At 45.9% G+C, this 19,904-nt stretch carries 13 protein-coding genes; 9 read left to right on the top strand and 4 right to left on the bottom strand.

Features of this window, described 5'->3' with window-relative positions:
- Positions 1-320: 320 nt before the first annotated feature.
- The 3 genes from QUB51_RS18375 (at position 321) to QUB51_RS18365 (ending at position 6,170) form a co-directional block, all read left to right on the top strand.
- Positions 321-1,511 (top strand): WD40 repeat domain-containing protein, encoded by a 1,191-nt coding sequence (locus QUB51_RS18375; RefSeq protein ID WP_333262638.1) that lies wholly within the window; start codon positions 321-323, stop codon positions 1,509-1,511.
- Between the two features lie 601 nt (positions 1,512-2,112).
- Positions 2,113-4,485 carry a PAS domain S-box protein gene (locus QUB51_RS18370; RefSeq protein ID WP_333052770.1) on the top strand — a complete coding sequence of 791 codons (2,373 nt, stop codon included), beginning with the start codon at positions 2,113-2,115 and terminating at the stop codon, positions 4,483-4,485.
- A complete protein-coding gene (locus QUB51_RS18365) occupies positions 4,485-6,170 on the top strand; it encodes an EAL domain-containing protein (protein ID WP_333052771.1) in 1,686 nt (561 codons plus the stop codon). The genes QUB51_RS18370 and QUB51_RS18365 overlap by 1 nt, the downstream gene beginning before the upstream one ends.
- Before the next feature lie 47 nt (positions 6,171-6,217).
- Here the strand turns inward: QUB51_RS18365 and QUB51_RS18360 are convergent, their stop codons facing one another.
- Positions 6,218-7,663: a J domain-containing protein gene (locus tag QUB51_RS18360; protein ID WP_333262634.1), complete on the bottom strand. Its 1,446-nt coding sequence runs from the start codon at positions 7,661-7,663 to the stop codon at positions 6,218-6,220.
- A 221-nt stretch (positions 7,664-7,884) separates the two neighbouring features.
- Between QUB51_RS18360 and polA the strand changes: the two genes are divergently transcribed.
- The 4 genes from polA (at position 7,885) to QUB51_RS18340 (ending at position 14,461) form a co-directional block, all read left to right on the top strand.
- Positions 7,885-11,079: a DNA polymerase I gene (gene polA / locus QUB51_RS18355; RefSeq protein WP_333262631.1), complete on the top strand. Its 3,195-nt coding sequence runs from the start codon at positions 7,885-7,887 to the stop codon at positions 11,077-11,079.
- A gap of 11 nt (positions 11,080-11,090) precedes the next feature.
- Positions 11,091-11,657 carry a thermonuclease family protein gene (locus QUB51_RS18350; protein WP_333052774.1) on the top strand — a complete coding sequence of 189 codons (567 nt, stop codon included), beginning with the start codon at positions 11,091-11,093 and terminating at the stop codon, positions 11,655-11,657.
- A gap of 215 nt (positions 11,658-11,872) precedes the next feature.
- The gene (locus tag QUB51_RS18345) at positions 11,873-12,394 is read left to right on the top strand and encodes a hypothetical protein (RefSeq protein ID WP_333052775.1); all 522 of its coding nucleotides are present in this window, start codon (positions 11,873-11,875) and stop codon (positions 12,392-12,394) included.
- A 351-nt stretch (positions 12,395-12,745) separates the two neighbouring features.
- Positions 12,746-14,461 (top strand): ATP-binding protein, encoded by a 1,716-nt coding sequence (locus QUB51_RS18340; protein ID WP_333052777.1) that lies wholly within the window; start codon positions 12,746-12,748, stop codon positions 14,459-14,461.
- A gap of 553 nt (positions 14,462-15,014) precedes the next feature.
- On the opposite strand, the gene QUB51_RS18335 is transcribed toward QUB51_RS18340, so the two are convergent.
- Positions 15,015-15,707: a DUF2259 domain-containing protein gene (locus QUB51_RS18335; protein ID WP_333052778.1), complete on the bottom strand. Its 693-nt coding sequence runs from the start codon at positions 15,705-15,707 to the stop codon at positions 15,015-15,017.
- Positions 15,708-16,251: 544 nt separating this feature from the next.
- On the opposite strand from QUB51_RS18335, the gene clpB reads away from it, so the two are divergent.
- Positions 16,252-18,867: an ATP-dependent chaperone ClpB gene (clpB, locus tag QUB51_RS18330; RefSeq protein WP_333052780.1), complete on the top strand. Its 2,616-nt coding sequence runs from the start codon at positions 16,252-16,254 to the stop codon at positions 18,865-18,867.
- 107 nt (positions 18,868-18,974) lie between these two features.
- Here the strand turns inward: clpB and QUB51_RS18325 are convergent, their stop codons facing one another.
- Both QUB51_RS18325 and QUB51_RS18320 read right to left on the bottom strand, forming a co-directional pair.
- On the bottom strand, positions 18,975-19,151 hold the full coding sequence (locus QUB51_RS18325) for a ribbon-helix-helix domain-containing protein (protein ID WP_333052781.1): 177 nt from the start codon (positions 19,149-19,151) through the stop codon (positions 18,975-18,977).
- A 69-nt stretch (positions 19,152-19,220) separates the two neighbouring features.
- Positions 19,221-19,400 (bottom strand): ribbon-helix-helix domain-containing protein, encoded by a 180-nt coding sequence (locus tag QUB51_RS18320; RefSeq protein WP_332960054.1) that lies wholly within the window; start codon positions 19,398-19,400, stop codon positions 19,221-19,223.
- 204 nt (positions 19,401-19,604) lie between these two features.
- Between QUB51_RS18320 and QUB51_RS18315 the strand changes: the two genes are divergently transcribed.
- Positions 19,605-19,838: a hypothetical protein gene (locus QUB51_RS18315; RefSeq protein ID WP_333052782.1), complete on the top strand. Its 234-nt coding sequence runs from the start codon at positions 19,605-19,607 to the stop codon at positions 19,836-19,838.
- Positions 19,839-19,904: the final 66 nt, after the last annotated feature.

The following is a 19,904-nucleotide window of genomic DNA, read 5'->3' as shown; positions in this document are numbered from 1 at the left end:
CAATAAGTTAGAACTTGCGATCTTAAACGAGGTTTGAGCGTCACCGAAAGCAGCCAGGTTACAAGCCCCCGGATTCATCTGTGCAGAAATTCACAACAGAGTATCCGATAACAATTCCCCCGATTTATCCGTGAGTTCGCTTTTTTCAATCCTCCAATTCTTCAATCTAAAATCTAAAATCGTATGATAGCCGATAATTGTAAGCAACCTAAACAATACGATATATCCGACAACAATTCCCCCGATTGATCCGTGAGTTCGCTTTCTTCAATCCTCCAATTCTTCAAATCTAAAATCCAAAATCTAAAATCTAAAATCGTATGATGCCCGACAATTCTAACCAACCCAGAGAATATGATGCCGTCCTCGGCGGCCAAAGTCAAATCCCGATCGCCGCCGCTGTTTTGGGAGGCATCGCCGGAGTCAAGCAGCGCTTCAACAGTCCTAGTATCGAGGCTCGGATTGCCGCTGTTAAAGATGCTCCTAAATACGGAGGCGCTGGTTTAAATTTAGCAATTGAGGCGCTGCTTGACCCCGCAGCAGAAGTGCAGCGAGTTGCTTATTTAATTTTGCGATCGAGGACAGAACCTCTAGTGCGCCAAGCTTTAAAAGAATTCGTGCCTTACAAGCTTTTTGACTCCATTCGCAGTGTGAAAACTGGCACAAATGTTGCGATTAGTCCCGGAGGATCTCGCACGGCTAGTTTGCACGGGAAAATAATTAGAATTTGCGATGTTGATACAGGAGAAATACTCTATACTGTTGACAAGTATCCCCGCGCTCAAGAAACTTTTGTCCTTTGCCAAGAAAGCGAAGTTTTTGTGAGAAGCAGAAATACTCCGAAACATCGTGCGATCGAAATTTGGCAGGGAGGAGAATTGCAGCATACTTCCCTCGGACATGAAGCGGAAATTAGCGCAATTGTTATCAGTCCCGACAGTCAAGTTATCGCCAGCGGTTCGGCAGATACTACTATTAAAATTTGGAATTTAGAGACGGGAAAGTTAATCTGTACTTTTGGCAGTCTTTTAACTTGGGGAGCTCATAAAGCAGGAATTGTTAGTCTTGCTTTTAGCCCGATCGCACAAACTCTCGCTAGCAGCAGTTCTGACGGTACAATTAAACTGTGGAACCTCCGCAGCAGAGAATGCTTTCAAACAATTAAAGGTTACGCGAATTGTCTGGCTTTCAGCCCAGACGGGCAGACTTTGGCTACTGGCGGCTGGGACAGAAACATTCAACTGCGGCAGCTATCGAATCCAGATACTTCAATCACTTTGGCCGGGCATTTTAACTCGATAAATGCGATCGCCTTTAGTCCCGACGGACTCACTGTTGTCAGTGCTAGTGCCGATGGTAATATCAAATTTTGGAATGCCAGTACCGGCGAACATATTCATACTCTCAGCGGACATCAAAACTCTGTTACTTGTCTTACTTTTAGCAGCGATGGTGAAACTATTATCAGTGGCAGTATCGACAAAACTGTCAAAATTTGGGGAATTAATTGAAGGAAGTTCGGCAACGGATTATGTAGCGCATGGAAGAAAGAGGGAAGAGGGAAAAAGGAAGAAGGCAGAAAGAAGAAGGAAGAAGGCAGAGGCGATACGCATGGGACAAGTGCAATTAAGGAATGAGAATTAAATAACTTCCACAAGTTTGTGGGATGGGCGTCCCGCCCATCCCACAATAACAATTAAAATTGTAAGTTATTTAATTCGCGATCCTAAGCGCGTCCTAACGGTCGGGCGCGCTGGCTATATTTCTAAATTCCAGATTCCAGATTCCTCGGTGCGTGAATCTACGCAAACAAATATAATAAATTTACAATCCCAGTTATTGTGCAAGCCGAGAATTGCGGAATTTATTTTTGCAATACTACAAATAGTTACCGTAAGAATACTGAGTTACAGGCATTATTCAGCTTATTATCAATTTGTGAACTGTTGCCAGAAAGCCTGAGCAAGGAGCATTTTCTGAATCCTTTAAACTAGCTTTAATATATCGCATCTTGGTTGGATGAGTATTCCTGCTAATTGTAATATTTGACTTAAAAAGTTTATGCTTAAAAGATAGGCTGGGGTTAAATATACAGTGCGCCCTAGAGTAACCATGTCACACTGCAACCAATCCATCTGTCGTTCCCGCAATCTCGTAGAAATGTGCGATACGGCTGCCAGTTGGCAGCAAAAAGCCGATCGACTAACGGTAGAATTAAACAGCACGCGCGATCGGCTTCACGCAGAAATCGATCGGCTAAAACTTGCCAACGAAACCCTTCACGCCGCTGTCAGTTGTGCCCCAATTTTCCTGTGGGCAACAGACAGAGAAGGCAAGTTAACTCTGGCAGCGGGGAAAGGATTAGAAAATTTGGGACTCAAACCAGGTGCAACTGTCGGGCGATCGATTTTTGAAGTTTACAGCAGCCAGCCAGATATCTTAGAAAATATTGCCGAGGTATTAGCAGGAAACGATCGCAATTGGAATGCCCGACAGGGGCATTGTATTCACGAAATTCGATCGGCAGCCCTGCGAGATGGAAACGGCGAAGTTGTCGGCGCCGTCGGTGTTTCTACTGAAATTACCGAGCGCGAGCAGTCCATCGCCAGTCTGAAAACGGCAAATCAAGAATTAGAAGACAGACTTCAGCAGCAAACGGCAGTCTTCAATGCAGCACTTGCCGAAAGCGAAAAAAAGTACCGCAACCTCGTAGAAACCTCCCAAGAATTGATTTGGTCGATCGATATTGAAGGCCTCTTGACTTTTGTCAATTCCGCCGCCAAACGCATCTACGGTTACGAACCGCCAGAAATGATCGGACGGCGCTTCACCGATTTTTTAGTTCCCGGTCAAGAAAATAGACCAAGAGAAATATTTGCCCAACTTTTAGCGAGAACCAAAATTCAGCCACAAAGCGCTAATTCTCCTTACGAAACAGTGCACCTTCGCAAAGACGGTACTCCCGTCCACCTGCGCGTCAACAGCATCGTCAACCAAGCTGAAAACGGCGCTATTTTAGGGTTGTGCGGAACGGCGACAGATATTAGCGATCGCAAGCGATCGGAAGAAGCACTCAAAGAAGCTACAGACCAACTTCGCGCCGTTTTGGATGCCGTACCCGGACTGATTTCTTGGATCAGTTCCGATTTGCGGTATATCGGAGTCAACCAGCACTTAGCAACCTCATTCAACCTGTCTCCTGAAAGCTTTGTCGGTCAAGAAATCAACTTTCTCGACAAAGGCTCGACTTTCGGAGAACTGATCCGAATTTTTTTTAACAGTTCATCTCAGCAAACCTGCCAAGAAATAGAAATAGAAATTAACGGTTTCGTCCGCAACTATTTGATAGTAGCTCAGAAATATCATCAGGGAACCGCAGCAGTTTCTGTAGGAATAGACATTACCGATCGCAAGCGTGCGGAAGCTCTCAAAAACCAATTGATCTGCTCGTTGCAAGAATCAGAACACAAATTTCGCAGCCTTTATGAAGCCACCAGCGACGCAGTAATGTTGCTTGACGAACATGAGTTTTTTGACTGCAACCCCGCCACCTTAAAAATATTTGGCTGTAGCAACAAACAAGAATTTTACGGCAAGCATCCGAGGGAATTTTCCCCGCCATTTCAGCCTAACGGACAAGATTCAGCCAGTTTAGCTGCACAGAAAATGAACATAGCAATGCTCATAGGTAGCTGTCGATTTGACTGGGTACACCAACGACTCGACGGTTCAGAATTTTCTGCCGAAGTTCTGTTAAACGCAATGGAAATTAACGGACAAAAATTTCTCCAAGCTGTAGTACGCGACATTACAGACCGCAAACGGGATGAGGATCAAATCAAAGCCTCCCTCGCCGAAAAAGAAGTCCTTCTCCAAGAAATTCACCACCGCGTCAAAAACAACCTCCAAGTTATTTCTAGCCTGCTGAAACTTCAGTCTCGCTACATTCAAGACAGCCGCGTTAGTGAAATGTTAAAAGAAAGTCAAAACCGAGTCAGATCAATGGCCCTGGTTCACGAACAATTGTATCAATCCAAAGACTTGTCAAACATTGACTTTGCTGAATACATCCAAAATCTCGCCCACAATTTATTCCAAGCTTATGAAAATCATGCAGAAGGCGTCAACTTGCAAACAAATATTGCGCCGTGTTCTCTCAATATTGATACGGCAGTTCCTTGCGGGTTAATTATCAACGAGCTTGTGACAAACGCCCTCAAATATGCCTTTAAAGGACAACTTAAAGGTAAAATTAACATAGATTTCACTTTAGATAATAACAGATTTTGCGTGCTAACCGTGAGTGACAACGGAATTGGTTTTCCTCAAGACTTAGATTATCGCACAGCCCGAACATTGGGTTTGCGACTTGTGGGGTCTTTAGTCAAGCAAATCCGGGGGGGAATAGAACTGTTGGAAACTGCTGGCACGACTTTTAGAATAACCTTTTATCAGCCCAAATTGCACTCTAAGGAGAAAATTTAGTGTCCAACAAAAAAATTCTGATAGTTGAAGACGAGAGCATCATTGCGGAAGACATTTCCGACAGTTTGATATCTCTAGGATATAGAATAACTGGGATGGTATATTCGGGAGAAGAAGCGATTGAATCGGCCGCCAAGTTGCGCCCGGATTTAGTTTTAATGGATGTTAACCTCCAAGGAGAAATCGACGGCATTACAGCAGCGGAAGAAATTCGCTTGCGATTTCAAATCCCGGTAGTTTATCTGACAGCCTATGCCGATGAAACTACTTTGCGACGAGTCAATAGTACAAAACCGTTTGGCTATATTGTCAAGCCATTTGAAGAAAAAAACTTGCATACAACTATTCAACTGGCACTCTACCGACATCAGTATGACAGCTTGACAAACCTGCCGAATCGTTCATTTTTGCGAGAAAAGTTAAGTCGAGTATTAGAGGGTCAAAAAGAATTGTCAGGAGTCGTTCCAGTTATCACGCTTAGCTTAGATAAAATCAACCGCATTAACACTACCTGGGGACACGATATCGGCGACTCAGTGCTTTGCACCATCGCCCAGCGGCTAACTAACTGCATGGAAAACATTAATATTGTTGCTCGTTTGGAAGCGGCAGAATTCGCGCTGATTCTTAAACCAGTGGCCGAAAAACAGGATGTGGCTAAAATTGCTCAAAACATTTTAGATATTGTATCCCAATCTATGATTGTCAAAGATTGCGAAGTCTATGTCACTGCTAGTATCGGGATCTGCTTGTATCCCGGAGACGGCACCGACGGAGATGAAATGCTGAAAAATGCTTATATAGCAATGTATGAATCTCAGCAGAAAGGCGGCAATAATTATCATTTTTATAATCCCACAAATGCTAATTATTTCATCAATACAATTCTTCAAGAAACTTCCCTGCGCCATGCGTTAAAAAGCTCAGAATTTGAAATTTACTATCAGCCTAAAATAGCAATTAAAACAGGTAAAATCATTGGTGCTGAAGCTTTGGTGCGCTGGAATCATCCTGAACGGGGGCGAGTTTCTCCGGGGGAATTTATTCCAATGGCTGAAGAGATGGGCTTGATTGCGCCGTTGGGTGAATGGGTATTAGAGACTGCTTGCAGGCAAACTAAAACATGGCAAATAGCAGGTTTACCGCCCCTGCGAGTCGCAGTTAACGTGTCAGCCCGTCAATTCGAGCGCAAAAATTTCACGGAAAGAGTCAGGGAGATATTAACAGAAACCGCTCTCGATCCCAAGTGTTTGGAATTAGAACTGACGGAAAGTCTGGTTTTGCAAGACGAAATTGCAGCAGCTAAAGCTTTTACGGTGTGGAAAGAGCAGGGGATTAGGATAGCAATTGATGATTTTGGAATGGGATATTCTTCTTTGAGTTATCCAAAACGCTTTCCATTTGATGCGATCAAAATTGACAAGAGTTTTATTCGCGATATTGCAGACGATCGCCAAAATGCAGCGATCACAATAGCGATTATTCAAATGGCACACTGCATGAACATGACGGTGGTGGCTGAGGGGGTAGAAAATAAGCAAGAACTTGATTTTTTGTGCGAGTACGAATGCGACGAAATTCAAGGCCATCTTTTCAGCCCAGCTTTGCCAAGCGCTGAGTTTGAAGCGCTGCTGAAAAGCGATAAGTGCTGGGATTTACATCAATTCCGGTTGCAATCCTCATGACAGTTAACTGTTAACTGTTGACTGTTAACTGTTGACTGTTAACTGATTTAAAAGATACGATCGCCCAACCAGCTTCCCAGCCACAGCCCAAAACCGGAAGTAGCCACCAACAGGATAACCGTATAAAGCCCGTTGCCGTTGTGGATCAACCTTTCAGCAGCTACCATCCGCGCCACAACTCCAGCAATAATGCCGATCGCAGCCCAAGCCCCATAAACAGCCTTAGATCCGGCGATAGCCAAAGCTTGGACGAGATCCCCCGAACCCGCCCCAGCAAAAACCCCCGCCCACGCCCCAATCCCCAGCCCGATCGCACCTCGGAGCCCGACGGGGCCGCCAGAATGCACACCTACTTCCGCCACCAGCCCGCACGTCAAGCCGACAATCGCCCAACACGCGGCAGTCACCAACGCCTTAACCCAATTCCCAGAAACCGTTCCCGCCATCAATCCCACCACTGCCACCACTCCCCCTACAGCCAAGACAACAGCCACAGCCCGCGACTCGGCCTCGGAACTGGCGATCGCCCCCAAACCAGCCCCAACTGCGGCCCAAGCAGCCCCTGTGACCATTCCTCCCGCCTGAAAACCAGCGATCGACCCCCCCACCGCCCCAGCCAAAACTAACGCCGCCAGCCACACTCTAGGCGTTGCCGAACCCTCCGCCAGCAAAATCGCGGCCCACAGCCAATCTGCACCGCAGATTAAAGCCCACATCCACAGCGGGGCGGCTGATTTCGTCAAAATCCAACCGGTCAAAGCGTAACTCACCACGGCGATTGCCAGCGGCCACCAAGGGAAGCTTGAATACTGTTGAGATGGGCGCACTTCCCTCGGCGGGATTCGTGGTTTTGAGTATTGAGTTGAAAATTCTGTTTTCCTTCTCGAAGTAAGCTTTCGATAGTTTTGAGATCGCCCTGCTTTCCTCGCAACGCTTCGCCCTGGTTGCTTTGTGCCCCGCCACCCTGGGCGACTGTGAGTGGTAAATCGTTTCTTTCTTGAAGAGTTTTTTTGAGTGAGAAATTTTTTGGAGGCGGCTTTTGGGCGGGTTTGACGGCGCTCTTGACCAGGCCTGGCGGCTGATTTTGCAGAACGCCTTCTCAGGGGTTTTTCCGGCGCAGGCGGTGGTGGCTGCTGAAACTGTTGTTCGATCGACCTCGATTCAGGCTGACTCAGAAACAACACCAACTCCTGGTAAGCTTCATTAATTTCTGTTAATCTTTGGTGAGCTTTTTGTTGCAGGCGATCGTTGTGGGCAAATCGATCGGGATGCCACACAAACGCTAAATCCCTGTAAGCGCGCTTAATTTCTTCTAGGGAAGTTCCCGGCTCAATTTCGAGGATTTCGTAGCATCGATTAATGTCAGCCATAGGCTTGGGGCAGGTGTTGGTAAATTCGCGTGAAGCGAAGCTATCCCCTAGGGAATCGTACTTAACATCTTCTACTATTCTCAGCCAAGCTGCACAGTAAGCTGAGATCCGATCGAGTGTCAATCGATTTTAGATTTTAGATTTTAGATTTTAGATTGACTTGCGCGAGATAAATGCGGGGGACGCAAGGATTTTCGATTTTCGATTCTGGATTGATTCCACGGAGCAATCACGTGGCGGGTACCACATGAAGAAATTCTTGGTCAAGCGTTCTCAAGTCTGTCGGTCATCCTTCCGGTCGATCAATGCAGGCGGACAACTGAGTACAATGAGAAAATCCTTTCGTGCGATCGGTATTTGTGTCTGTGTCGGCAAATCAAGCTCCCATCTTCATCTTAGTTGACGGCCACTCCCTGGCCTTTCGCTCCTACTTCGCCTTCGCCAAAAGTCGAGACGGAGGCTTGCGAACTACGACAGGCATTCCCACCAGCGTCTGTTTTGGCTTTCTCAAGTCCCTGCTGGAAGTCATGGCGGCCCACGACCCCCAGTACATGGCGATCGCCTTTGACCTCGCCACACCCACATTTCGCCACGAAGCAGACGAAACTTACAAAGCCGGTCGTGCGGAAACTCCCGAAGATTTTATTCCCGATATCAAAAACCTGCAAGAACTCCTCACCTATTTGAATTTACCAGCAATAACTGCTCCCGGCTTTGAGGCGGACGATGTTTTGGGAACTTTGGCAAACAAAGCCAGCGCGGCGGGTTATCAGGTCAAAATCCTCACGGGCGATCGAGATTTGTTTCAATTAGTAGAAACCGAAAAACAAATCAGCGTATTGTATTTGAGTACGGATGAGCTCAGGCGATCGGGCAAAGGCAAATCCCAAGAATACGGCCCGGAAGAAGTCAAAGCCAAACTCGGTATTTTGCCCGAACAAGTAATAGATTACAAATCCCTCTGCGGCGACAAATCCGACAACATCCCCGGAGTCAAAGGCATCGGCGACAAAACCGCCCTGCAATTGCTGGAAGCTTACAATTCCCTTGATGGAATTTATGCAGCCATTGATGAGATTAAAGGAGCAACTAAGAAAAAGCTAGAAGAAGGCAAAGAAGCTGCTTATCATTCTCAACGCATGGCGACAATTGTCCAAGACGTGCCATTAGAAATCAACTTAGAAGATTGCCAGCTTATAGGTTTTGACGAATCAGCCTTGATTCCCATGCTGGAAAAGTTGGAATTTAAAACATTTTTAAGCAAAGTAAAACAAATTCAAAAGCGTTTTGGTGGCGTTGAAGAGAAGGAAAAACCCGAAGAATCCTCGTTCCCAGGCTCTGCCCGGGAACACATATCCAGAGGCTCTGCCTCGTCGGAAAACACCCTAGAACAGCCATTGGAGGGTGTAGAAAAGCCCTTGGAACAGGGCGGGCAAGATGCCCACCCCACAATAGATAAGTCACCTCCAACTTCTGAAATTTCAGAAGAAAATGCCTTATGGTTTTGGACTTATGCTGATACCCTAGCCGCTCAGGAAGCAAAAAAATTACCAATTAAACCCCGAATAATTCAAACAACCGAACAGTTAAACGAATTAGTCCAACGGCTACAAACCTTCACCGACAAAACTACACCCGTGGCGTGGGATACCGAAACCACCGCCATCGAACCGCGAGACGCTGAATTAGTCGGAATTGGCTGCTGTTGGGGAACCGGTGAACAAGATGTAGCTTACATTCCCACCGGACACAAAACGGGCAAAAACTTGGACAAAGCCACAGTTTTAACTGCTTTGCGTCCGATTTTGGAAAGCGAGAATTATCCCAAGGCGCTGCAAAATGCTAAGTTCGATCGATCGATCCTGCGCTGTCAAGGAATTAAACTAGCAGGAGTCGTCTTCGACACCATGCTAGCCAGTTACGTACTCAATCCCGAAACCAGCCACAGTCTCAGCGAATTGTCAAAGAAATACTTAGTCGAGTCAGAAGACAATCACAGTGTCAGCGAATCGTTAAGGGAATACTTACGCAATAATCCCAAAAGTTATAATAAATTAGTATCGAAAAACCAAACAATTGCTGACATCAGCATTCGAGAAGTAGCCGACTACTGCGGCATGGATGTTTACACTACATTTCACTTGGTTGGGGCACTTAAAGCCAAATTGAAGGAAGCTGATGAATCTAGCTTTCCAGATAAGTCTTTGCAGAAGTTGCTGCTGGAAGTAGAACAGCCCCTAGAACCAGTTTTAGCTGAAATGGAATACTGCGGAATTCGCATTGATTCAGCTTACCTGCAAGAACTGTCAGTACAGCTAGAAAAGAGCTTAAAAGAAATAGAAGAAAAGACTTATCAAGCAGCGGGAAGAAAGTTTAATTTAGGTTCCCCGAAACAACTCAGCGAAATCTTGTTAGAAAAAATCCCGGATGAGTTTCAGAAAAAGTCTCGCAAAACTAAGACTGGATACTCTACAGACGCCGCTGTTTTGGATAAATTGCAAGGAGACCACCCGATTGTAGACGATTTATTAGAACACCGAACATTATCCAAGTTGAAATCAACTTATGTCGATGCTTTGCCGCAGTTAGTGCGTGCGGATACCGGGCGAGTGCATACAGATTTCAACCAAGCTGCAACTGGTACGGGAAGGCTTTCTTCTTCCAATCCAAATTTACAAAATATTCCCATCCGCACCGAGTTTTCGCGGCAAATTCGCAAGGCTTTTTTACCGGAAGCAGGTTGGCTGATGGTGTCGGCTGACTATTCTCAAATTGAACTGCGAATTTTGGCTCATTTGAGTCAAGAACCTGTGTTAATTGAAGCTTATCAAAATAACCGAGATGTGCATACCGTGACGGCTCAACTTTTGTTTGAAAAGGAAGAAATAACTCCCGACGAGCGCAGGTTTGGCAAAACGATTAATTTTGGGGTAGTTTACGGTATGGGGGCGATTAAGTTTGGTCGTTCGATGGGCAAGACTTCCAAAGATGGCAAGGAGTTTATTGCTAAATTTAACGCTCGCTATAGTAAAGTTTTTGAATATTTGGAGAAAGTAAAAAAAGAGGCGATCGCCCTCGGATACGTTACCACAATTTTAGGCCGCCGCCGTTACTTAAACTTCGAGAGCGAAAGCCTCCGCGACTTAATAGGCCGCAATCCCCAAGACATTCACTCCGATCGACTTAAATCTCTCAGCAGAGATGACGCCCAATCTTTGCGGGCCGCAGCCAACGCTCCCATTCAAGGTTCCAGTGCTGATATCATTAAACTTGCCATGATTGAGGTACACAAAATTTTGCAAAACTATCAGGCGCGGCTGCTGCTGCAAGTTCACGATGAATTAATCTTTGAAGTCCCTCCCGATGAATGGGAAGAATTGCAACCAAAAATTAGAAGTGCGATGGAAAGTGCTCCGACAATTATAAGTGCGATGGAAAATGCTCTGCCGAAAAATACAAGTGCAATGGAAAATGCGCCCGGTATGGTACCGCTGATAGTTGACATCCACGCTGGGCAAAATTGGATGGAAACTAAATAAAACACAGAAATATGAGCCAACTTAAAATCGCCATTTTCCCAAAAATAAAAACCTTAAGTGCAGTTGCTCTGCTATTGCTACTATTCGGGTGTCCACAAAAGTTAGCGCCCAACAACTATGCTGTCAAGCGAGTCAGCGACGGCGACACCCTTGTCGCCAGCGATGCCGCCGGGAAAGATATAAAAGTGCGTTTTGCCTGCATAGATGCACCGGAAGTCGCCCACACAAATGCTGAAAAAAATAGCAAAGCAGCAGCAAAAAAAAATCAATTTAAGTGGGGAAATCTAGCGCACCAAAGAATGCAGCAGCTTGTCAATCAAGGGGGCGGCCGCGTTGTTTTGACCGTCACCGATACTGACCGCTACGGCCGCAAAGTGAGCGAAGTTCGCTTGCCAAACGGCACATTTGCCCAAGAAGTTTTGACCCGCGAAGGATTAGCAATGGTTTACCGTCCTTACTTGAAAAATTGTCCGAGTGCAAGTATTCTGGAACAAGCGGAAGCAGAAGCTAAGAAAAATCGCCGCGGCGTTTGGGGAGATTCTAAATTTGTTCCCGCGTGGGATTTTCGCAAGAAATGATTTAGTCATTGGTTATTGGTTATTGGTGGTTGACAGTTGACTGTTAACTGTTACCAGTTCTCCATGCCCCATGCCCCACGCCCAATTCTCCATGCCCTATGCCCTATGCCCAATTCCCAATTCCCCAACAAATGTGATAGGCTCCAGATAAACTAATAGACTGCTGACAAAAGCGGTCTATTGCAATCACCCAAAATTAACTTTACCGGACATCAATGAATATCAAACATCTGGTTATTTCCGGCATGGCCCTGCTCCTCGGTACTACAATCGTAGGAAATGCTATTGCTCAAGGACTGACGGACGACCAAAAAACGGTTGTTTGTCGCTTGAAAACTGAATTTGATCAGCGGAAAGGCAACGGTCAAAAATTAGTATTTGTGCCGTTGCTGGGCCAAGTTCGCAAGCAAGTTTCATCTCCTTTTAGAGCCACGCTGCATCCTAATGTGGAGTATGTTTTTGTTGCCACTTGCGATGGAAATTGCCAGGATTTAAACTTATCTCTCAAGGATGCAAGCGGTCAGGAAGTCGCTGTGAGTCAAAAAACAGGCGAACTGGCGTCAATCTCTTTTACTCCCCCATCCCAAGGCGAATATCAAATCAGTGCTAAGCCTGGGGAATGCACGACGGCAGAGGGTTGCAGTTACGGCCTGGGAATCTTCGTTCCAGCAAGTGCTAGCGTACCTAATGCTTCAAGAATTCCTGCTGAGATAGCACAATTTCGACTTTGCCAGTAGGGGAACAAGGATAGAGTTGTAGGTTGCCAGGAGAGTAGAGTTTTTAATCAGAAATCTAACTCATAACTTGCAACTTATAACTCGCAACTTATCTCGCAACCACGCCCGACGGTGAGTAGGTTCTTAATCACTCAAACCCTCCCTTTGACTGTTTCTTCCTTCTTTCTTCTTCCTTCTGCTATAATTTGTTACGCATAACTCATCCAAACTGTCAAGCCGATCGAGCTGTGGAACCCTGCAAAGGCCCAATAACTGCCGAAAGCTGGCTTGAAGCCAGAACTTTATTTACCCTCAGACAGGCATCAATTAGAATATAGATGGTGCCTCTCAAAGGTGACGAGTACATTGCCCATGTCTTTAACCTTAGCTTTGAAAAATCAACTGCAGAACCGTCCTCAAATAGGGTTGAAAAGTCTGTTGGGCCGCTTGGGTATCAGGCAGAAAATCGGCTGCGGATACGCATTGGTCATTGGTATTGCCGTTTTGGGTGCTGTGGCGGGACGGGGAGTAGAATCCTATCACAAACAGCAAGTTAGAGAAAAACTAGCGATCGACCGAGACAAAGCGGAAATCTTAACAAACCTCAATCACACGGTGCAGGAAGTCAGAATTCAGCAGCAAGAGCTCGCGAGTCTGACGGCCAAACCGCAAATTTTCGATCGCGAACGATCGGAATTCCTGACTCGCGTTGCTCAGATGAGCGGCATCCTCGAACAACTGCAAACTCTACCGCCGACGAAGAATCCCGATGTTGCCAAAGACTACCAACAGCTTCAACAGTTCGCTCAAGCCAACGGCAAAACCGTAGAATCATACTTTCAACAAGTACAAAAATTGTTGGCTGCTGCCAAATTATCTGCTTTGAATCCGCAACAGCAGCAGGCTTTCGGGCGGAACTTGAACAATTTTGTGGCCGGCGAAACTGCTTTGAAACTCAAACAGTTTTCCGAGGATTCAGCCCAACTGGCCGTCAACTTTCGCGAGAAAGCAGACGAGGCATTGAGAACCTACGAAAATGCCGAAAAACTCGGAACTCTCATTCTCGTAGGCTCTCTCTTGATATCAGGTGCGATCGCAGCAATTCTAGCAGCATACACCAGCGGGGCGATCGCTCGCTCCTTAGAAGCCACAACCCTCATCGCTCAGCGAGTGACAGAAGAATCTAACTTTGACTTGCAAGTACCCGTCACTACTTCCGACGAAGTGGGAATGCTAGCAATTTCCCTCAACGAACTAATCCAAAGAGTAGCGGAATACACAGAAGAATTGCACGAAGCAAAAGTAGCAGCCGAAGCTGCCAACCGCTCGAAAAGTGCATTTCTCGCCAACATGAGCCACGAACTACGCACCCCCCTCAACGCCATCATTAACTACAGCGAAATGCTGCAAGAAGATGCTCAAGATTCGGGTTCAGAAGACTTTCTGCCAGACTTAGAAAAAATTCAAACCGCCGGCAAACACCTGCTGGATATGATTAGCGACATCCTCGACATTTCCAAAATAGAAGCCGGTCACGTCACCCTTTATTTGGAAAACTTCGACGTGGCGACCATGATTGAAGAAGTGATGACTACGGCTCAACCGCTAGTAGAAAAAAAAGGCAATTCTTTAGCACTGAAAACCAAAGGCGAACTCGGTACAATGTACGCCGACCAACCGAAAGTGCGGCAAATTCTCCTTAATTTGCTCAGCAATGCTGCCAAGTTTACCGAAAAAGGCGTCATTACTATCGGCGTCGAAAGAATGAAAATAGAAAAATCAAGACCGACCAAACAAAATAAAAATAATGATATTCACTCTGGTTCAAGCTACACTTCTCAAGTTTTAATGTTTCGAGTCAGCGACACCGGCATCGGCATGACAAACGAGCAATTAGAGCAGATATTTAAACCTTTTACCCAAGCTGATGCTTCGACTACCCGCAAATACGGAGGGACGGGTTTGGGATTGACAATTAGCCAGCGTTTGTGTCAAATTCTCGGCGGCGAAATTAGCGTTGAAAGCGAAGACGGGAAAGGTTCTACTTTTATTGTCAGTCTCCCGGAACGGGTTGTGATGCAGGCATGAAGTCAATCGATTTTAGATTTTAGATTTTAGATTTTAGATTAAAGAATTGAAGCATTGACCCTACGGATCGATTCGGGGGGCAAGTTTCTCGGATACAGGTTTTTTATTTCTGGACGAATGAATCCGGGGGCTTGTATCCTGGATGCTTGATTGTCAGGCAAGATATGGATTTGGACGCGGATACACGGATTAATGATTGAGCATTTGTCATATCATGTCCGGTCAATTAACCATAATTCCTGTAGGGGCGGGTTCGCCAAGATATTGAATAGAAACGGGAAAATCTGTAAACCCGCCCCGGCATTTAATCGCGCTCAATCATCGGACATGATATCAATAGTCAGGAGGCAGATATTCCAGGAAAAAGAAAGAGGGAGGAAGGAAGAGGAAAATTTTAAAATGTATTGATATATCAATTATCACAATAAAGAATAATTAACAACCCGGACTTACGCACAGGCTCTATCTGTAGGTGCGCGTTGTGCACCTTACAGATAGGGGTTCTGCGTAATTTTTGATAATTCCCAGGTCAAAACCTGGGAATATAGCAAGCCTAAAGAAGAAAGCCTTGTACAACAGTAGTTTTCAAGACTCCTTCAAAAGTGCGTTCTGTCTTGTCCACCAGCACAACGACATTGCGCCGGTTCGGAGACAAACGAACTTCTCGGATTGAATAAGAGAACACCCAATCTTGAAAATTGTTTAGCGATCCGAGGACACGCTGCCGACCGTTATGATTAATTACAAGACGCATGGCGGCGCTTTCTCTGCCAGCAGAAGCATTTTTTTGCCGCTGTTCTAGGCGAATTTGTAAAGGCTTTGCTGTATTGACTCTGACGGCGACTGTCTCGCTTCCATTAGCTCCGGGAGTACGAGAAATAATGTTGAGTTTAGTTCCAGCGTGAGGAGGAGTTAACTTCAAAGTTTGCCTGCTATTCCAAGTTTTTTTAAGCAAGTCATCTTCTGCCATTTTAGTGCTTTTATTGGAGTCTGGTTCGCCATATTTAGTTTCGATACACCCATTTCTGATGCAGGAATTTGCAGCAACTTGGACAATTTGCAATTCTGCTTTGGGAATTCCCGCTCCTGTATCTCTGGAACTTTCTAGGTACAAGTAGTAATTGCTGTCGGCGGAAAAACCAGACATCCGGTGTGCGGCACGCCAGGTACTTGCCAAAGCTTCAGGGGCTAGTGCGATCGCGGCACTTGCTATAATTCCTAACGAAATTAAAGGTAAAATTTTCATAGCTATCTTTTCCATGTGTGAGAGTTATAGCGGCTGTTATTGATGAGTAAAACAATAACGCTTCGGGTTTCGCTATAGGACTGTGACGGTTCTCAAGTCCTCTCTCCTATTTACATGAGTGTTTCTGCATTTTCCGCAGCAGGAGACTGTTTAAGAATGTGCCGTTTTTTCAAGTGGCACTAAAAAGCATTTTTAATGTGATATTTGGCCTTATCTCACATCTTGCACTATTCTCAAGAACAGGCTTTTCGGCCTGTTCCACAAAAAGTGAATTTTATTCTTGTGGAACAGGCCGAAAAGCCTGTTCATAAAAAGCTTATTGACAATGGTGCAACATCTCAGTCTTATCCAAGAGTCCAACTTTTAGGCGCGAAAGTTTGCTTTTCCTTGCGAGGGACTGCTACACAGGACGGAAATACCTATCTCAAGATAGGGGAACACCGATCCGCCCCCCCTCCGCAACTCCCTACAATGACAATTGTACGGGCGATCGAGCAATTGCCTCTACAGCAATCATCATTTTTAATGCAGGGAATTAAAATTTATGCAACCAAATAATCCAAACCAATTTACCGAAAAAGCCTGGGAAGCCCTCGCCCGCACCCCCGAAATCGTCAAAGCAGGTCAGCAGCAGCAGCTAGAAAGCGAACATTTGATGAAAGCTTTGCTGGAACAAGAATCGGGACTTGCTAGCAGCTTATTTAACAAAGCTGGAGTTTCTGTAGCAAAATTGCGCGATCGCACTGATGAGTTTATCAGTCGTCAGCCCCGAATCACTGGCAGCGGCGGCAACGTTTATCTCGGTCGTTCTCTCGACACTTTACTCGATCGCGCCGAAACTTATCGCAAAGAGTACGGCGATGAATTTATTTCGATCGAGCATTTGATACTAGGTTACGTTAAGGACGATCGCTTTGGCAAAAATTTACTACAAGAATTTAAACTAGATGAAGCCAAGCTCAAAGATATTATTGCCCAAGTCCGGGGGAACAACAAAGTGACAGATCAAAATCCAGAAGGCAAATACGAAGCGCTGGAAAAATACGGCCGAGATTTGACTGAAGCCGCGCGTCAAGGCAAACTCGATCCGGTAATCGGACGGGATGACGAAATCCGCCGCACGATTCAAATTTTGAGCCGTCGCACCAAAAACAACCCCGTACTAATTGGGGAACCGGGAGTCGGAAAAACTGCGATCGCCGAAGGACTCGCCCAGCGAATTATCACCGGAGATGTCCCCCAATCTCTCAAAGACCGACAATTAATTAGCTTAGATATGGGCGCTTTAATTGCAGGTGCAAAATTCCGGGGAGAATTTGAAGAACGCTTGAAAGCGGTGCTCAAAGAAGTGATGGACAGCAACGGCAAAGTCATCTTATTTATCGATGAAATTCACACCGTTGTCGGTGCGGGTGCGACGCAAGGATCGATGGATGCCGGCAACTTGCTAAAACCGATGTTAGCGAGGGGAGAATTGCGCTGTATCGGCGCTACAACTCTCGACGAATACCGCAAGTACCTCGAAAAAGATGCGGCGCTAGAACGCCGTTTTCAACAAGTTTATGTTGACCAACCGACAGTTGAAGATACTGTCTCGATTTTGCGGGGCTTGAAAGAACGGTACGAAGTTCACCACGGGGTAAAAATTTCCGACAGCGCCCTAGTGGCGGCGGCTACTTTGTCTACTCGATATATTAGCGATCGCTTCCTTCCAGACAAAGCCATTGACTTAGTGGACGAAGCAGCCGCTAAACTCAAAATGGAAATTACCTCCAAACCGGAAGAACTAGACGAAATCGACCGCAGGATTTTGCAGCTAGAAATGGAAAGACTGTCGCTGCAAAAAGAAAGTAATGCTGCGTCTATCGAACGTTTGGAAAGACTGGAAAAAGACTTAGCAAACCTCAAGGAACAGCAAAGCGCTTTGAATGCCCAGTGGCAATCGGAAAAAGGTGTCATCGGCAACATTCAAAAGATTAAAGAACAGATTGATAAGGTGAATATTGAAATTCAGCAAGCTGAATTAAAATATGACCTGAACCGTGCTGCTGAGTTGAAATATAGCAAGTTAACCGAATTACAAAAACAACTGCAAGAAGCTGAATCTCAACTTTCAGCAACTCAAACCACAGGTAAAACTTTGCTGCGGGAAGAAGTTACAGAAGGTGACATTGCGGAGATTATTTCCAAGTGGACGGGAATTCCGATCAGCAAGTTGGTTGAATCGGAAATGCAGAAACTTCTGCACTTGGAAGATGAACTGCACAAGCGGGTAATTGGACAGGATGAAGCGGTGACTGCGGTTGCAGATGCAATTCAGCGATCGCGCGCAGGTTTAGCCGACCCAAATCGTCCGGTTGCGAGTTTTATCTTCCTCGGCCCCACGGGTGTTGGTAAAACTGAGTTAGCTAAAGCCTTAGCGTCTTATCTGTTCGATACTGAAGAGGCGATCGTGCGAATTGATATGTCGGAATACATGGAGAAACACGCGGTTTCGCGGTTAATTGGTGCGCCTCCGGGATACGTTGGCTACGATGAAGGTGGACAGTTAACTGAGGCTGTGCGCCGCCGTCCTTACTCAGTGATTCTATTCGATGAAATCGAGAAAGCGCACCCGGATGTCTTCAACATCATGCTGCAAATTCTGGATGACGGCCGCGTTACCGATGCTCAAGGTCACACGGTAGACTTTAAGAATTCTGTGATTATTATGACATCGAATGTCGGCTCTCAATACATCTTAGATGTGGCGGGAGATAACGAACAAATGCGGAGTCGGGTGATGGAAGCGATGCGGGGAACTTTCCGCCCGGAATTCTTGAACCGGATTGATGAGATGATTATCTTCCACGGTTTGAGTAAGACGGAACTGCGGCAGATTGTGCTGTTGCAAGTTAAGCGCTTGGAAAAACGGTTAGCCGATCGCAAAATGTCTCTGAAATTGTCGGAATCTGCGATCGACTTCTTAGCAGAAATTGGTTACGATCCGGTTTACGGTGCGCGGCCTTTGAAGCGGGGAATTCAACGCGAGTTGGAAACGCAAATGGCGAAGGGTATTTTGCGGGGAGATTTTGCTGACGGCGATACCATTTTTGTGGATATCGAGAATGAAAGGTTGGCGTTTAAGCGGCTGCCGGCACAGTTGGTGACTGCGAAATAATTTGAGTAGGGTGGGCTGCGGCCCACCTTATTTTTTTGAGGCGGTGGTTCTTTTTTTGACCGCAGATGTAGGCGGGTGGACGCGGATGGGATTGCGGGCGATCGTTCTTAAGGGCGATCGTTTTCTGATTTATCTTTTTTGAGCTCTTGGCGATCTCTGACTGCTTTAGCTGCGACATGGGAGAGAAGGTTTGCGAGGGTTCTATCTTCTTCTTCGGCCCATTCGGACAAGGCTTGATGAACGTCTTCTGGCAGTGTAACTGTAACTCGCATTCGTGAAGGCATAGGTGGGCACGGTTTTACTTCAATTGTCTTAAATTTTACACTGCAAACCCTTTCAGTATGGCGCCGTCTTCAACTCGGGCGATCGCTCCGGGATTGGTCCTTTTTCTGCTCTTGGCGCTCTCTAACAGATTTCGTCAGCAGGTAAGTTGTCAAACTGCTAACGGATCTGCTTTCTTCTTCTGCCCATTCTTCCAGAGCTTTTTGAATTTCCTCTGGTAGGTATGCGGTAACTCTTCCCCGTGAAGCCATTCGTTGCACTACAAAAAATCTCAATACAGTCCATCTTACGCTGTTTTGAGTTAAGACCGATAAAAATATTTCATTTTAAGTTGTTTTAACTTATTGTACGTCATTGTGTGTTATAATACCACCTGTAAACAGTCAAAAGCCAGCCCCTTACTGTCCAAGGTTCCGGGCTGGCTCTGGCTCCAACATTCAATGGAGACAAATTCTATGATGACATACAAAGAACGCTTGTGTTGTTGGGCGATCGCCCGTTTGTTACCCTCTGAGCAATGGATAATTGTTGCCCGCTTCCGCAGTCGTTCAGATGCAGACGGGCATTTTCAGTTTCTGCGTCAAACTATACCCCACGTTAAGTTCGAGGTTGTGTTCGATTCCAGTGGGGACAGTCACCGTTTATCGGCCTTGGGCCGCCCTTCCAATTCCGTCACCAGCGCGTTATAAATGGTAATTTTCGCGGCGGTTTCAGTTAATTAAACATTGGCGATCGCACTTTTTTTGATAAGTGCG

The organism is Microcoleus sp. AT8-A3, assembly GCF_036705675.1.
Classification (GTDB): domain Bacteria; phylum Cyanobacteriota; class Cyanobacteriia; order Cyanobacteriales; family Microcoleaceae; genus Microcoleus.
This window is presented reverse-complemented; position numbering and strand designations above follow the sequence as displayed.

Bases quoted from the DNA above. Each gene is read 5' to 3' on its own strand.
- QUB51_RS18350 (WP_333052774.1), top strand. From the start codon at position 11,091: ATGAGCCAACTTAAAATCGCCATTTTCCCAAAAATAAAAACCTTAAGT.
- QUB51_RS18315 (WP_333052782.1), top strand. From the start codon at position 19,605: ATGATGACATACAAAGAACGCTTGTGTTGTTGGGCGATCGCCCGTTTG.
- QUB51_RS18340 (WP_333052777.1), top strand. From the start codon at position 12,746: ATGTCTTTAACCTTAGCTTTGAAAAATCAACTGCAGAACCGTCCTCAA.
- QUB51_RS18345 (WP_333052775.1), top strand. From the start codon at position 11,873: ATGAATATCAAACATCTGGTTATTTCCGGCATGGCCCTGCTCCTCGGT.
- clpB (WP_333052780.1), top strand. From the start codon at position 16,252: ATGCAACCAAATAATCCAAACCAATTTACCGAAAAAGCCTGGGAAGCC.
- QUB51_RS18335 (WP_333052778.1), bottom strand. From the start codon at position 15,707: ATGAAAATTTTACCTTTAATTTCGTTAGGAATTATAGCAAGTGCCGCG.
- QUB51_RS18325 (WP_333052781.1), bottom strand. From the start codon at position 19,151: ATGCCTTCACGAATGCGAGTTACAGTTACACTGCCAGAAGACGTTCAT.
- QUB51_RS18370 (WP_333052770.1), top strand. From the start codon at position 2,113: ATGTCACACTGCAACCAATCCATCTGTCGTTCCCGCAATCTCGTAGAA.
- QUB51_RS18320 (WP_332960054.1), bottom strand. From the start codon at position 19,400: ATGGCTTCACGGGGAAGAGTTACCGCATACCTACCAGAGGAAATTCAA.
- QUB51_RS18375 (WP_333262638.1), top strand. From the start codon at position 321: ATGATGCCCGACAATTCTAACCAACCCAGAGAATATGATGCCGTCCTC.